Origin of the sequence: Saccharomonospora xinjiangensis XJ-54, assembly GCF_000258175.1 — a bacterium.
GTDB lineage: Bacteria > Actinomycetota > Actinomycetes > Mycobacteriales > Pseudonocardiaceae > Saccharomonospora > Saccharomonospora xinjiangensis.
The window spans coordinates 947,220-961,653 of record NZ_JH636049.1; the positions used below are offsets into that span (position 1 = coordinate 947,220).

General features: G+C 69.1%; 8 protein-coding genes. 1 reads left to right on the top strand and 7 read right to left on the bottom strand.

Features of this window, described 5'->3' with window-relative positions; all coding sequences use genetic code 11:
- Nucleotides 1–44: 44 nt before the first annotated feature.
- A complete protein-coding gene (locus SACXIDRAFT_RS03735) occupies nucleotides 45–728 on the top strand; it encodes a DUF305 domain-containing protein (RefSeq protein WP_006237141.1) in 684 nt (227 codons plus the stop codon).
- Nucleotides 729–743: 15 nt separating this feature from the next.
- Here the strand turns inward: SACXIDRAFT_RS03735 and SACXIDRAFT_RS03740 are convergent, their stop codons facing one another.
- The 7 genes from SACXIDRAFT_RS03740 to SACXIDRAFT_RS03770 form a co-directional block, all read right to left on the bottom strand.
- On the bottom strand, nucleotides 744–1,379 hold the full coding sequence (locus tag SACXIDRAFT_RS03740; protein ID WP_006237142.1) for a DUF8185 domain-containing protein: 636 nt from the start codon (nucleotides 1,377–1,379) through the stop codon (nucleotides 744–746).
- A complete protein-coding gene (locus tag SACXIDRAFT_RS03745) occupies nucleotides 1,376–1,864 on the bottom strand; it encodes an acyl-CoA thioesterase (RefSeq protein WP_006237143.1) in 489 nt (162 codons plus the stop codon). Before SACXIDRAFT_RS03745 ends, SACXIDRAFT_RS03740 begins: the two co-directional genes overlap by 4 nt.
- Before the next feature lie 10 nt (nucleotides 1,865–1,874).
- Entirely contained in the window at nucleotides 1,875–6,857 is a 4,983-nt protein-coding gene (locus tag SACXIDRAFT_RS03750) for an NAD-glutamate dehydrogenase (protein WP_006237144.1), read from the bottom strand.
- A gap of 99 nt (nucleotides 6,858–6,956) precedes the next feature.
- Nucleotides 6,957–9,173: a hypothetical protein gene (locus SACXIDRAFT_RS03755; protein ID WP_006237147.1), complete on the bottom strand. Its 2,217-nt coding sequence runs from the start codon at nucleotides 9,171–9,173 to the stop codon at nucleotides 6,957–6,959.
- A 44-nt stretch (nucleotides 9,174–9,217) separates the two neighbouring features.
- Complete coding sequence (gene ettA / locus SACXIDRAFT_RS03760; protein WP_040922031.1) at nucleotides 9,218–10,894, bottom strand: energy-dependent translational throttle protein EttA; 1,677 nt, start codon at nucleotides 10,892–10,894, stop codon at nucleotides 9,218–9,220.
- A gap of 79 nt (nucleotides 10,895–10,973) precedes the next feature.
- On the bottom strand, nucleotides 10,974–12,941 hold the full coding sequence (locus SACXIDRAFT_RS03765; RefSeq protein WP_040922445.1) for a bifunctional copper resistance protein CopD/cytochrome c oxidase assembly protein: 1,968 nt from the start codon (nucleotides 12,939–12,941) through the stop codon (nucleotides 10,974–10,976).
- Between the two features lie 185 nt (nucleotides 12,942–13,126).
- On the bottom strand, nucleotides 13,127–14,323 hold the full coding sequence (locus tag SACXIDRAFT_RS03770; protein ID WP_006237153.1) for an MFS transporter: 1,197 nt from the start codon (nucleotides 14,321–14,323) through the stop codon (nucleotides 13,127–13,129).
- Between the last annotated feature and the right edge of the window lie 111 nt (nucleotides 14,324–14,434).

Sequence of the window (14,434 nt, forward strand, 5' to 3'; positions counted from 1 at the left end):
TGACCACTTGACGCTGAAGGGTGTTACCTGCTGGTGTGAATCCCATGCGAGGTGCGTTGTCGGCCGCTGCGGCCGTGATCGTCATGCTTGTCGCCGGTTGCACGGCGGAGCCGGAGCAGTCGGCCTCGCCCGCCGTCATCGTGCCGCACGGCCCCGGCGAGGCCGCCGACGTCGTCCAGGCTGAGCGGGCGGCCGAGCAGGCGCGGCAGGTCCAGGTCTCGGACGCCGACGTGGACTACATGCGGATGATGATCCCGCACCACGAGCAGGCCCTGGTGATGACGGACCTCGTCCCAGACCGCTCACGCAGCGCGCGAGTCGAATCGATCGCCGAGCGCATCGCCGTGGCGCAGGAGGGCGAGATCGCGATGATGCGGTCGTGGCTCGACGAGCACGCGAAAGGCCACGGCGACAAGGAGCACGACGGCCGCGAGGGGCACAGCGACCACGGTGATCACAGCGGCCACGGGGACCACGGCGGTCATGCCGGACACGACCGGATGCCCGGCATGGCCACCGAGGAACAACTCGCCGCCTTACGCGCCGCCACCGGTGAGGAGTTCGACCGGTTGTTCTGCGAACTCATGATCACCCACCACGAGGGCGCGCTCACCATGGCCGAGGACTACCTTCCCCATGGCCTTGAGCCGCGCGCGCTCGCGATGGCGCAGGAGGTCGTGACCACGCAGACCGCGGAGATCGAACACCTGCGGGCCATGATGCCGTGAGCATCCCCACGGGCCTCACAACAGCAGCGGCAGCAACGCGTGCCTGCGGCGCAGCACAGCGCCGTAGCGGGCGTCGAGCCGCAACCAGGAGTCCGTCGCCGACACCCGCACCGTGTCCTCGCCCACCGACGAGTCCACGAACCCCATCCCCGACAGGGCGAACAGGCACCGCATCGGAATCTTGACCTCGTCCTCGCTCCCGGAGACCGTGAGGACGGTCTGGTCCATCAGGGACGCGGGAGGTGTGCCGTGCGGGCCGACGTTCTCACGCGCGAGTTCGACACCCCGGTCGGCCAGGTCACTCACGACCGTGACGGGCAGCGAGTCCACGGCCCTCCACCCGTTCACCGACGGCAATTCAGACCGCCACAGCAGATCGCGCGGTGGGCCGGGGTCCATGGCGTCCACCCTGGCGACGGTCAGCGCGGCCAGGAGTTCGTTACCGGAGACCGTCACGTCCGACGGCGTCACCTCACCCTCGACCGACCGCGTCACGAGGACGTCGAATGGCGTGGTGGCCCATGCCTCCACGAGGTGCTCGTTGCGCTGCCGCAGGCGTACGGCGGTGGCGGCATCGAGGCGCACCGCCCGAGCCACAAACGCGCCGAGGCTCTCCCTGTCGGCGGCATCCGGAATCCGTAGCTCGGTCACACCCGTCCTCCACTCGGCACATGTTCGGTGAGAAAGGCGCGCTCGGCCTCGGACAAGCGGCGTGGCCTTCCTCGTTCGAGGTCGTACGGCGCGAGCACGGTGGCCGCTGTCGCAGCCACCGTGTCGTCCTCCGCAGGACCCGTTCGTACCCGGTAGTCGAGGGTGAACGACGCATACCGCAGGTCGGCGAGCGTGATTTCGACGCGCACCGCACGGCCGTCCACCACGATCGGCGCCCGGTAATCGACATGCAGGCGCACCACGACGATGCCCTTGGCGAACTCCGACAGCTCACTCGCGCGACGTCCGTGATCACGTCGGAGGCCCGCGTCGTCGCTCGACGCGGTGGTGCCGCCGAACAGCAGCGGCACCCTCGCCTCCTCCAGCAACGTCACCAGCCGCGCGTGATTCACGTGTCCGAACGCGTCCATATCGGACCATCGGGGCCGAACCTGCGCGACGTAGTGACTCGCCTCCCGGCTCATGGTCCCCGCCTCAGCGCACCGTGCCGCGGATCTGCCGCACGGCCACCGACAGCGTCGCCAGATCGAGCCTTCCCGAGCCCTCGATCTCGTCCAGCGTCACACGGGCACGCGCCAGCCTCGACGAATTCGCCTGCTCCCACTGCGCGATCTTGTCGTCAACGCTGTCCCCGGGGTCGCTGTGCCGCAGAGCGTCCAATGTGATCGCCCGCAGCGACGAGTACAGGTCGTCACGCAGCGCGAGACGCGCCAGCGAGTGCCACCTGCTGCCGCGTTCCAGTGCGTTCACCGAGGTGAGCATGCGATCCATGCCCAGGTGGTCGGACAACGCGTAGTACAGCTCGGCTGTCTCGACGGGGCTGCGCTCGGCGGTCATCCCCACTTCGCGCTCGGCCATCTCGGCTACCTCGACGATGTCGAGCAGCGAGTAGCCGGTGAGCAGCAACGACACCCTGCGGGCGAGGTCCTCGGGAACTCCTTCCTCCACGAGCGCCTCGGTCTCCCGCCGCACGGCCTCGGCCTGCTGGCCGCGCAGGAGGTCGCCCAGCTTCGGCACCAGCGTCGCGACTGGCTCGGCGAACCGGTTGATCTCGGCCCCGACCGCGAGCGGCTGGGGCCGGTTGGTGAGGAACCAGCGGGCAGCGCGGTCGAGCAGCCTGCGGGTCTCCAGCACCATCGCATCGGCGATGTCGGTGGAGACGGCGTTGTCGAGCGCGTCGATGCCCTCCCACATCGAGTGCAGGTCGTACACGCCCGTGACGGTCGCGAAGGCCCGCACCGCGTCCGTTCCTGTCGCGTTCAGCTCCTCCGCGAGCCGGAAGGCGTACGACACGCCCGCACCGTCGATCACCTCGTTGACGAGCAGTGTGGTGGTGATCTGCCTGCTGAGAGGGTGCTTCGCAATCTCACCTGCGAAGTCGCGCCGCAACGGTGTCGGGAAGTACTCCGGCAGCCTGCGGGCGAACACGTCGGCGTCGGGAAGGTCGCTGTCGAGGACCTCGTCCTTGAGGTCGAGCTTCACATGCGCGAGCAGCGTCGCCAGTTCGGGTGAGCTCAGCCCCTCCCCTGCCTTCTCCCTCGCGGCGAACTCCGCCTTGCCGGGCAGCGCTTCGAGTTCCCTGTCGAGAACCCCCTTCTTCTCCAGCGCGGCCACCAGCCTGCTGTGCACCGAGACCATCGGCGCGGCGTGTGCCCTGCTGACACCGAGCACGGCGTTCTGCCGGTAGTTGTCGGCCAGCACAAGCTGCCCGACCTCGTCGGTCATCTCCTCCAGCAGCGCGTTCCGCTGGTCGGATGTCAACTCGCCCTTCGCGGTGAGCTGGTCGAGCAGGATCTTGATGTTGACCTCGTGGTCGGAGCAGTCCACCCCCGCCGAGTTGTCGAGAGCATCGGTGTTGATCTTGCCGCCGCTTCTGGCGAACTCGATGCGGCCCCGCTGGGTGAAGCCGAGGTTGCCACCCTCCCCGACGACCTTCACGCGAAGCTGACCACCGTTGACGCGAACCGCGTCGTTGGCCTTGTCTCCCGCGTCGGCGTGGGTCTCGCTCTCCGCCTTGACGTACGTTCCGATACCGCCGTTCCACAGCAGATCGACCGGCGCCAGCAGGATCGACCTGATCAGCTCGGCGGGCGCCATCGTGGTGACGTCGTCGGCCAGCCCCAGCGCGAGCCGCACCTGCGGGCTGATCGGGATGGTCTTGGCAGACCGGGGATAGATACCGCCGCCCTCGCTGATGAGCGAACGGTCGTAGTCCTCCCACGACGACCTCGGAAGTTCGAACAGCCGCTTCCGCTCCTCGTAGGAGGACGCGGCGTCCGGGTTGGGGTCGAGGAAGATGTGCAGGTGGTTGAACGCGGCCACCAGCCGGATGTGCTTCGACAGCAGCATCCCGTTGCCGAAGACGTCGCCCGCCATGTCGCCGATACCGACGACCGTGAAATCCTCGCGCTGGGTGTCCTTGCCGAGTTCCCTGAAGTGGCGCTTGACGCTCTCCCACGCACCCCGCGCGGTGATGCCCATGGCCTTGTGGTCGTACCCACGCGAACCACCGGAGGCGAACGCGTCGCCGAGCCAGAAGCCGTAGCCTGCCGCGACCTCGTTGGCGATGTCGGAGAACGTCGCCGTGCCCTTGTCCGCGGCCACCACGAGGTAGTTGTCGTCACCGTCGTAGCGCACGACATCGGGCGCGGGCACCGTGACGCCGTCCACGAGGTTGTCGGTCAGATCCAGCAGGCCGGAGATGAACATGCGGTAGCAGGCGATGCCCTCGCGCTGGTGGTTCTCCCGATCGATACCGGGGTCGCCGGTCGGAACCGGCGGCTTCTTGACCACGAAGCCACCCTTGGCTCCTACCGGGACGATCACGGCGTTCTTCACGGCCTGAGCCTTGACGAGGCCGAGGATCTCGGTGCGGAAGTCCTCCCTGCGGTCGGACCAGCGAAGACCGCCTCGCGCCACGGAGCCGAACCGAAGGTGCACACCCTCGACCCGCGGCGAGTACACGAAGATCTCGTACGCGGGGCGGGGTTCGGGCAGGTCGGGAACACGCTGCGGGTCCAGTTTGAACGCCAGGTACGGGCGCGGGGAACCGTCCTCGCCCGTGACCCAGTAGTTCGTCCGCAGTGTCGCCACGATCGCCGAGAGCAGGCGCCGCAGGATGCGGTCGGTGTCGAGGCTGGTCACCGAGTCGATCATCATGTTGATCTCGGCGATCTGGGCATCGACGTCCTCGCCGCGGTTGCTGTCGTCCCGATCGGGAGCGAAACGCAGGTCAAACAGGCGCACCAGCGCCTTCGCGACCTCCGTGTGCGCGAGGACGGCCGTCTCGATGTAGCCCTGCGAGTACTGCGATCCGGCCTGCCGCAGATACCGCGAGTAGGCGCGCAGCACAGCGGCCTGCCGCCACGTGAGCCCGGCTTTGAGCACCAGCGCGCTGAAGCCGTCGCTCTCGGCCAGCCCGTGCCAGGCCGCGGCGAAGGCGTCCTGGAAGCGCACCCGCAGGTCGTCCTCAGCGGCGTCGCCCAGCTCGGCGAGCACTCCCGGCTCGATCCGCATCCCGAAGTCGTAGATCCAGCACCGGTTGCCGTCCTCGGTCCTCACCTCGTAAGGCCGCTGGTCCACCACCTCGACGCCCATCCGCTGCAACATCGGCAGCAGCGCCGACAGTGTGACGCCCTCACGGAGGTACAGCTTGAACCGGCGTTCTCCCGGCTCGGCGCCCGCGGGGAGGTAGAAGGACATGTCGATCGCATCGGGGTCGCCGAGTGCCTCCAGCCTCCGCAGGTCGATCAACGCGGTCTCGGCGTCAAAGTCCTCCTTGTACGCCTCGGGGAAGGCCGACGCGAAGCGCTGCGCCTGCTCGGTCGCCGATTCCTCACCGGCCAGCGTGACGGCCTTGCCATTGCCAGCGCGGGCCCTCCGCTCGGCGAGGATGGCCTCGGCCAGCGAGTCGTCCCACGTCCTTACGGCCTCGTTGAGCCGATCCTGGATGCGAACGGTGTCGGGCTCGGTGACGACGTCCGTTTCGGTGTACACCGTGAAGTGGATCTGCGCGAGCAGCGTCTCACCGAGGCGGGTGCTGTATTCGAGCGACGTGCCGTCGAGTTCGTCGAGCAGCACCTGTTGCATGGCAAGGCGCGACCACGTCGTGTAACGGTCCCTCGGCAGGAACACGAGGCACGAGTAGAACCGCCCGTACGGATCCCGGCGAAGGAACAATCGCAGCCTGCGGCGATCGGCGAGCGTGATGGCTCCCGTCGCCGTCGCGTACAGCGAGTCCGCGTCGGCGGACAGCAGATCGGCCAGCGGCCAGTTCTGGAGCACCTCCAGCATCCGCTGACCCGAGTACGACTCCATCGGGAACCCTGCGCGGTGGATGACCTCGCGCACACGCGTGTTCACCACGGGAATGTCGAGGACGTCCTCGTGCAGAGCCGACGAGGTGAACATGCCGAGAAATCGGTGCTCGCCCGTGACCCTCCCCGCGCCGTCGAACGTCTTGACACCGACGTAGTAGGGATAGATCGGACGGTGCACAGTGGACGGAGAACTTGCGTGGGTCAGCACGAGCAGCGTGGGCGACAGCACGCGCGACGCCGTGTCAGGGCCCCTGGTGAGGCTGCGGGCCGTGAGGCTGTCCTGCCGCAGGACACCGAGACCGGACGCGAGCACGGCTCGCAGCACCGGCTCGTCGCTGGCCTGTGACTCGGGCACGACCTCGTAGTGGCGGTATCCCAGGAACGTGAAGTGGTTGTTCGCCAGCCACCGCAGGAGCGCGGCGCCCTCGGCGACCTCGTCGCTGGGCAGCGGAGGCGGGTTCTCGTCGAGCGACGCAGCGATGTCGATCGCGGCCTGCGTCATCTTGTCGGTGTCTTCGACGACCTCACGGACGTCGCTGAGCACGGCGACCAGCTTGTTGTCGAGGTCTCGTGCCCGTGCCGGATCACCGATCGGGTCGATCTCCAGGTACATCCAGGATTCCGCGGCGGCGCCCTGCGGAGGGTCCGCGACGTCGGCCTTGGGGTGGACCTCCTGGAGAACCCCCGTGACGTCCCGGCTTACGACCACGATCGGGTGAACGATGCGCTGCACCTGCACACCGCTGCGGGACAGTTCGGCGGCCACGGAGTCCACCAGGTACGGCATGTCGTCTGTGACAACCTGCACGACCGTGGCCTCCCGTGCCCACCCGTCGTGGGCCGAGGTCGGGTTGAACAGCCGGACGACCGGCCTGCCGGGAACCCGCTGCCTGGCGAGTTCCAGGTGCGCCCTGACCGCCCCGACCAGGTCCGTCGGGTCGTCGCCGAGAATCTCCTCGGCGGGAACGAGCCGGTAGTAAAGCCGGACGAGATCCGCGATGTCCGGCGCCTGCGCGGCGGCAGTCTCCACGAGGTCGTCGCGGATCTGCTCCGGGCTCCGAGGCCGGCCGGGCGGGTCGGTGTTCACGCCCTCCGTGCCGGGGTGGATCGATGTTCCGGTCGAGTGTATGTCAGACAACCCAACTCTCCACTGTCCTGGCTAGACCTCAACGTCACGCCTCTCCTCGCTACTGTCCCACGCCATCGGAACAGCGGTCGCCAGGCCCCCTGTGGTAGGTCAGCCTTCGGAGTTCTCGCCACGATGCTTGCCGTTGACCCGTGGTTGCTCGTCGTCCACGCCGAGCTTGCGGACCAACGCCGCCGCGCTCGCCGTGCCCGCCTGATGCTCGGCCAGTGCCCTCGCGAGCAGCTCCGCGAGGCCCGCGTCCGGCGGCGGATCGTCGGTGGGCACGTCGTAGGGGACACCCGGTCCGGAGAACCGCTCCGCGTGCGTGGCGCCGGGCTCCGGGGTGGTGTCGCCACCGGTGCCGTTCGACGACGTCGCAGCCGATTGGACGGCGTCCTCGTTCAGCGGGGCCAGCGACGGTGGCAACTTCAGCCTCGGCAGCCAGCTGTAAGCGTCGGGCGAGGTGGACGCCCTCTCCCCTGTCTCTGGCCTGGCGGACGGCTCTTCGGCCGGACGCGACTCCGACCGCGGAGCGGGCGCGACGGCCGGGGTGTCCTTACCGGTGCCGTCGTCGCCGGGGCTCTCCTCGCCCGCGCCGTCCTTGTCGGCGGCACGGCGCCTGCCGCCCCCACCCGGCGAGATGCCGAGCCGGTCGAGCACCGACCGCGCAGCGACAGAGCCGTGCTCGGCGTCGTGCCGTGTCGTGTTCGCCGCGCTCTGCGATGTCTCGGCGTCGTCGGATTCCGGCTTGCGCCTCCGTCGCCGGGGCATGGGTGGCGAAGGTGTCGTGGGAGTCGCGGAAGGCACAGGAAGCACGGGGGACACCGGCTCGTCGGTGATGGCCGGGGTGACGGCCGTGACCTCGGTGGCCGAGACGTGCTCCTCGGTCGGTGTCCTCGGCGCGGGTGCTTCCGCCATCCGCGCTGCCGGGGCCGTTGCCTCGGTGGCCGACGACCGCTGCCCGGTTTCCTCGGCACCGGACGCAGGCGCCAGCCGCAACATCGGCAGCACGACCCTCGACCGGCCACCGCGTTCATCCGCTCTGCGCCTTCCACCCGACCGGCCGGGCACTCCCTGACCGGCTCCTGCCGTTGCCGCGAGCTCGGACACCGGTTCGGACGACGCACGCTGAGCGGGAGGCGCCGCGGTCCCCGCCGCTGCCGCCGACGCTGCCCGCGCGGCGGCAGCCACCATCTCCGCGAGATCGACGGGCGCCTGCTCGCCCGCGCCGAAAGCGCCGGTGAGCAGAGACCGCGCCTGGCTGCTCACCCGCGTGTGCAGGTGTTCGGCCGAACGCGCGCGGTAGAGACACTGAATCGCCTCGCTCGCCTCGCCGATGCGCTCCTCGACATGCGCGAGTTCGAGCCACAACCGCGCCGTCAACGCGTACAGCCCGTGTCGGCTCGCGGTGTGCACGGCCTCGCGCAACGTGCGTGCCGCCGTCTCCGCCGAGCCGTTCACGAGGTGAACCCGGGTCGCCACGGCCGACCTCAACCACGCCATGGGCGCGACGGACGCCGCCCTTTCCGGCGCGGCGAGCAGCGGCTCCGCCACTTCCAGCGCCAAATCCGCGTCACCCCGGTCGAGCAGCGTGCAGACCAGTTCGAGGGCGAGCCGGACCCTGGCGAGACCTCCGTCCGCGCCCGGGTCCGTCAGTTCGTCGAGGAAACCGATGCCGGTGCGGGCCGCGTCGGCGGCACTCACCAGATCGCCGTGCCGCCTGCGGTGAGCCGACACACCGACACGCAGCAACGCGCGCGCGATCAGCCTGTCGTCGTCAGGCAGCCGGGGATCCCGGGAGATCAGGCGATCCCCCTCCATCAACACCCTGTCGAGTTCGGCCTTGCGCCCGAAGGTGCCGAGGCAGCCGACGAGATGACACAGCGCCGCCGCGCGCTGCACCGACGAAAGACCGCCCGCGGTCAGCACAGGGCGCAACGCCGCGAGACCCGTCAACGGCGCGCCCACCGACCGTGCGCACACCGCGAGGTCGGTGCGCAACTGTGCCGCGATGACGGGATGCCCCGCGTCCTCCGCCGCGCGCAGCGCCGTCACCGCACGTCCCACCGTGGACGCGCGGTGTCCGAGCACGACCTTCGCGTGGACGGCGAGGCTCTCCGCCCTCACCCACAACTCGTTGTCGCCGGAGGATTCGGCAACGGCGGCGGCTCGTTCGCCGAGGATGAGCGCCAACTCGGGCGCCCGCACCCGGAGTGCCGAGGCTCGCTCCACCAGAAGCTCGGCGGACGCCGAGCCCCCGGTCACGCCGTCACCGGCCGATCTCCGGCCGCCCGTCGCGCTTTCGCCTGTCTGCTCAGTGGTCGCCACTGGGTCTTTCCTCAACTGTCGGCTCCGGGGGCTCGCGACGTCCTCTAGTCGCGGGTCAGCTTTCGATGAGTCACCCGGTGTGGCCGTGCCGCTTCCGCACCCAGCCGCTCGACCTTGTTCTTCTCGTAGCCTTCGAAGTTGCCCTCGAACCAGAACCACTTCGCCGGGGTCTCCTCGGTACCTTCCCAGGCGAGAATATGGGTCGCGACCCTGTCGAGGAACCACCTGTCGTGGGAGATCACCACGGCGCAGCCGGGGAACTCCTCCAGCGCATTCTCCAATGAACCCAGCGTTTCGACGTCGAGGTCGTTGGTCGGCTCGTCCAGCAGGATCAGGTTGCCGCCCTGCTTCAGCGTGAGCGCCAGGTTCAGCCGGTTGCGCTCACCACCCGACAGCACACCTGCCGGCTTCTGCTGGTCAGGCCCCTTGAAACCGAACGCGCTGACGTAGGCGCGGGACGGCATCTCGGTCTGCCCGACGTGGATGTAGTCCAGCCCGTCGGACACCACCTCCCAGACGGTCTTGCCCGGGTCGATACCCGCCCTCTGCTGGTCCACATAGGACAGCTTGACCGTCTCGCCGATGCGCACCGATCCGGAGTCCGGCTTCTCCAGCCCCACGATCGTCTTGAACAGCGTGGTCTTGCCGACACCGTTCGGGCCGATGACACCGACGATGCCGTTACGCGGCAGAGTGAACGTGAGGTCGTCGATCAGCAGCCGGTCGTCGAAACCCTTGCTGAGGTGCTCGACCTCGACGACCACGTTGCCCAGCCGGGGTCCTGGCGGGATCTGGATCTCCTCGAAGTCGAGCTTGCGGGTCTTCTCCGCCTCCGCGGCCATCTGCTCATAGCGTTCGAGCCGGGAACGCGACTTGGTCTGTCGCGCCTTCGCGTTCGAGCGGACCCACTCCAGTTCCTTCGACAGCCGCTTCGCGAGCTTGGCGTCCTTCTTGCCCTGGACCTCCAGCCGCTCCCGCTTCTTCTCCAAGTAGGTTGAGTAGTTGCCCTCGTAGCCTTCGACACGACCCCGGTCCAGCTCCATGATCCACTGGGCGACGTTGTCGAGGAAGTACCGGTCGTGTGTGACGGCGAGAACCGCGCCCGGATAGTTCGCGAGGAACTGCTCCAGCCATAACACGCTTTCCGCGTCGAGGTGGTTGGTCGGCTCGTCGAGCAGCAACAGGTCCGGCTTCGACAGCAGCAGCTTGCACAGCGCGACCCTGCGCCGCTCACCACCCGAGAGGTGGGTCACCGGCTCGTCACCCGGCGGGCAGCGCAGCGCGTCCATCGCTTGTTCGAGTTGCGAGTCGAGCTCCCATGCGTCGGCGTGGTCGAGCTCCTCCTGGAGCTTGCCCATCTCCTCCATCAGCTCGTCGCTGTAGTCGGTGGCGAGCAGCTCGGCGATCTCGTTGAACCGGTCGAGCTTCACCTTGATGTCGCCGAGACCCTCCTCGACGTTGCCGCGCACCGTCTTCTCCTCGTTGAGCGGCGGCTCCTGCTGGAGGATGCCCACGCTCGCGCCCGGCTGGAGGAACGCCTCACCGTTGCTCGGTTGGTCGAGCCCAGCCATGATCTTCAGAACGGTGGACTTACCCGCACCGTTCGGCCCCACCACGCCGATCTTGGCGCCGGGGTAGAACGCGGTGCTGACGTCGTCGAGGATGACCTTGTCCCCGACGGTCTTGCGCACCTTCTTCATGGTGTAGATGAACTCGGCCATACCCCGATCGTAGAGCGAGGCCGAGCCAACCCTCACCCCGGTCACCGGTGGGTCACCCCGCGTTCGGCGGGCGTGCCGTTCAGTCGCGTTGCGCGCCCCGTTCGGCGAGCTGCTTCAGCATGGCGTTGTAGGCGGTCAGCTCCGCATCACCGGTGGCCTCCTCCCGGCGATCACTGCGCTTGGCCTCACGCTCGTCACTCCGCGTCCACTGCACGAGCAGAGCGATCATGACGATCAGCACGGGCAACTCTCCGGACGCCCACGCGATGCCGCCGCCGACCCGCTGATCGGCCAGCAGGCCGTCCACCCAAGGGAGATCGAGCGAGCGGTAGAAACTCTCGCCGATCACCGTCTGCATGTTCATGAGGACCACGCCGAAGAAGGCGTGGAACGGCACGGACGCCATCAGCAGGCCGAGCTTTCCGAGTGGCGGCAGCTGGCGAGGCGCGGGGTCGATGCCGATGATCGGCCAGAAAAACACGTACCCGGCGAGGAGGAAGTGCGCGTTCATCGCCAGGTGAGCCCAGTGCTGGTCGAGTGCGACAGCGAAAAGGCCCGAGTAGTAGAGGACGTAGAACGAACCGACGAAGATCACGAGGGCGACGACAGGGTGGGTGAGCACCCTCGCGATCGGTGAGTGCACCAGGGCGAGCAACCACTCCCTCGGACCAGGAGGACGTCCCCTGCCCGACGGTGGGAGAGCCCGCAGCGCGAGCGTCACGGGCCCGCCGAGCACCAGCAGGATCGGCACCATCATGTTCAGCGTCATGTGCCCGATCATGTGGATGCTGAACATCGCGGGTGAGTAGCGGCCGAGGCCGGACGACGTGGCGAAAAGCAGCACCGCCGTTCCGGACAGCCACGCCACCGTGCGTCCCACCGGCCAGGCGTCACCCCTGCGCCGCAGCGCGCGCACACCGGCGAGGTACAGCGCAGCCAGAGCGATGGCCACCGTGCCGTACACCAGGTTGAAGCGCCATTCGGTGAACACGCCGAGCAACGTGAGTGGTCCATCGAGGTCGTAGCCGATGAGCAACTCCGTCGTGGACGGCTGGGCCGCGATCTCCAGTGGCGGCGGCGTGCGTGCCAGGGCCGTGGCGAGGCCGAACGTGACGAACATGACCAGCACCTCGACGGCGGCCAGCCGCACGAACGCGCCCCCGCCCGCGCCGTCACCGATCTCCCGCACACTCCGCTGCCGATGCTGGTGGCCGAACACACCGAGCACCGCGATGGCGACGACCTTGGCGAGCACGACGAGGCCGTAGTCGGTGGTGAACAACTGAGCAGGGGCCACCCGCACGAGCGCGTTCACCACGCCGGAAGCACCGAGCACGAACCAGCACACCAGCGCCAGCTTGGAGAACCTGGCCGTAGCCAGCGGCAGGTGATCTCCCCTTCGCCTCGCGTGCGCGAGCAGGGCGATGAGCCCTCCCACCCACAGCGCGGCGCCGATGAGGTGGAACAGCAGGCTGTTGGTGGCCATGTCGTGCGAGCCGCCGCTCGCGGAGTGTCCCGTGGCGGCGATCGGCAGCAGCCCTCCGACCGAGAGGAAGAACAACACCGCTGTCCAGCCCCACGACAGCACCAGCCTGCAACCCAGCGCCAGCAGCAGCGCGACGGCGGCCGTGATAAGCCAGCCCTTCGGCTGTTCGATCGCCTCGACGTAGTTCAGCAGCACCACGGGATCGAACACGGCGGTGACGGGCTTTCCCGCGCCGTCGGCCGCCGTGAAGAACACCGACGCGATCGCGAAGAGGAACCACAGCCACGCTGCCGTTCCCGCTGCCCTCACCGCGGCGTAGCCGTCCACGTCGAGCGTCCCCGACTTCTGTGGTGGCACGAGGAACGTGGCCAGCAGCAGCGAACCGACGCTCACGGCGGCGGAGAGGTCGGCCCCGACACGGACGACCATGATGCCGTAGCGGGTGACGTCACCGGGATCGGTCAGTCCTGCGACGGCATAGCTCAGGCCGCCGGTGAGCACGACGATGCCCACCGCGACGGCGGCGGAGAGCAGGCCACCGGTGAGCAGGAATGGCCCCAGCGCCGCAGGACGGCGAGGACGCCGCTGCGAGACCGACGAGGCTGGCGAAACCGACAAGGCTGGCGAGGCCGGCGCGCTCGGCGCGCTCACGGCACCCGCCGCGCTTCCCTCGGCTGCGGCGGATCGGGCGGGTTCGGCTTCCGCGGACACGCCTACGAGGGTATGCCCGGCTCGCTGAGACTCCCTCAGCGGAGGGCGCCGGATGTGTGGCGGCTCGCCCGTTCGACGGCGAGCGCACGGGTGGCGCCGAACGCCGAGGGCGCCACGACCAGGGCGATCAACCCGACCGCGACGAACGACACCGACAGCGACGTCAACGCCGCGATTCCCCCGATCAGCGGAGGGCCTGCGAGGAACCCGGCGTAGGCGATGGCCGTGACGAAGGCGACCTCCCGCTCGCCACCGGTGCCGTCGGCCCGCCTTCCCGCCTCGCCTGCGAGACCCAGCGCGAGGGGGAAGCAGGCTGCCAAGCCCGCTCCCGCGACAGCGAACCCGGCGTAGCTCACCCACGCCACCCCAGCCAGCGCGGTGGCGAGCAGTCCAGCCCCTGCGGCGAGCGACCCGGCCACCAGGACACGGGCGGGACCGAAGCGCGCCTGTGCCCACGACCCGGCGAGCCGGGCCAGCGCCATCGCCAGCGAGAAACCTGCGTAGGCCGCCGCGGCGGCCCCCTGACTCGCGCCCTGCTCGGTGACCAGCAGCAACGCCGACCAGTCGGAACTCGCGCCCTCCGCGATCGCGGAACACAGCGCGACCGCGGCGAGCAACCACAACACCGGCCTGCGCAGCAATGTCGAGAGTGTGGTGGACGCGGAGCGCTCCGCACCGGGGGAGGGCGTCGCCGCGCCGGGTACGAGCCTGACGACGGACACGAGTACGGCCGCCGCGGGCACGGCGACGACGACGAACTGCCGCAACGGCGACCAGCCGAGCGAGGCCGCGAGACCCGCCACGCCCGACCCAGCCAGTGCTCCGACGCTGAACCCCGCGTGCAGCAACGGCATGGTGGGCTTGCTTCGCAGCCGTTCGACCACCACCCCTGCCACGTTCATGGCGACGTCCAGCACACCCGACGTCACACCGATCAGCAGCAGCGCGACGGCAAGCCACGGCAGCGACCGTGCCGACCCGAGTACCGGCAGCGCGGTGAACATTCCGAGTCCCGAGACCACGATGGCGGCGCGCGCGCCGAATCGTTCGACAAACCGCCCCGCGGCGGTGGCGGCCAGCAGCATGCCGACGCTGCCTGCGAGCAGGGCGAGACTGAACGCGCCAGGCCCCGCATCGACCTGCGCGCTCAACGCCGGAGTCCGGGGTGCCCACGAGCCGAGCACCAACCCGTTGAGGGCGAACACGAGGAACACCGCCCACCGCCGCGCCATGTCGCCCCCTCGATCCGCGTGCGTGTCCGACGATTCCGGCCTCGCCGACCACGTTTCCGGAGAGCCGGACCGCGCCGCAAGTGTTGACCCGATACCACGCTTCTCGCCCCA

What these genes read in the sequence shown, in the direction of transcription:
- SACXIDRAFT_RS03735 (WP_006237141.1), top strand. Translation starts at nt 45, where the DNA reads ATGCGAGGTGCGTTGTCGGCCGCTGCGGCCGTGATCGTCATGCTTGTC.
- SACXIDRAFT_RS03745 (WP_006237143.1), bottom strand. Translation starts at nt 1,864, where the DNA reads ATGAGCCGGGAGGCGAGTCACTACGTCGCGCAGGTTCGGCCCCGATGG.
- ettA (WP_040922031.1), bottom strand. Translation starts at nt 10,894, where the DNA reads ATGGCCGAGTTCATCTACACCATGAAGAAGGTGCGCAAGACCGTCGGG.
- SACXIDRAFT_RS03770 (WP_006237153.1), bottom strand. Translation starts at nt 14,323, where the DNA reads ATGGCGCGGCGGTGGGCGGTGTTCCTCGTGTTCGCCCTCAACGGGTTG.